The organism is Pseudomonas oryzicola (assembly GCF_014269185.2).
GTDB classification, from domain to species: Bacteria; Pseudomonadota; Gammaproteobacteria; order Pseudomonadales; family Pseudomonadaceae; genus Aquipseudomonas; species Aquipseudomonas oryzicola.
The window spans coordinates 1-802 of sequence record NZ_JABWRZ020000011.1; the positions used below are offsets into that span (position 1 = coordinate 1).

Consider the following 802-nt stretch of genomic DNA (forward strand, 5'->3'; position numbering starts at 1 on the left):
GGCCTGGTTGATGTGTACGGTGAAGGTCGGTTTGACGTTCTCGGCCACCGAAGGCTGGTCAGCAGTGATGGTGACCTTGACCAGGTCGCCTTCGTTGTTGCCGCCTGGATTGCCCGGTGTACCTGGCTCGTCGGTGACAGTGGTGCTGACCGGCGTCTTGTCCAGCGTCAGTTGTTCGAACTTGTCAGCATCAACCCCATCAACAGTAGCGATGGACTTCACAACCGGATCGTTGGCACCGGTGTAGACATTATCTGGCGCAGTGACCGTAGTGCTGCCGGTGGTGCTGTTCGCCGGAACAGTGATGGTGGTGCCATCGTTCAGGGTGAAGGTCAGCGCGCCGTGCTTGTCGATCGGCAGACCGTCTTTGTTGGTAAGGGTCACTGTATAGGTAATCTGACCACCTTCGGTGACCGAAGGGGTGGCGGTCAGCTTGGCCACGACCTCACTGATGGTGTCCGAAATCTCAACGGTAGCCGGACCACCCAAGGCCAGCTTCTCGAAAGTGGCACCTGGAACAGTGGCATCAGTAACGCTCAGGGTAACAGAGCCGGTGTCCTTGATAACGTCATCGCCCTGGGCTGGCGTTTTGTATTCAACCTCGGTTTTACCTGCCTCGATGGTCACGGTGTCGCCGTTCGACAGGGTTACGGTCAATGGCCGATCCAGAGCCTGACTTACCTTCACGGTGAAGGAAGGCTGCTGGTCTTCGGTCACATTGCCATTGCTGACAATATTTACCGTGACGGTATCAATGCTGTCATTGATAACAGTGGAAGCCGGAGTCGAGTTCGGGACCAAC

General features: G+C 56.6%; 1 protein-coding gene. It reads right to left on the bottom strand.

The genetic code is table 11. The features are described from left to right. A partial coding sequence (locus tag HU760_RS24355; RefSeq protein WP_217858984.1) for an immunoglobulin-like domain-containing protein occupies positions 1-802 on the bottom strand: 802 nt, incomplete at both ends.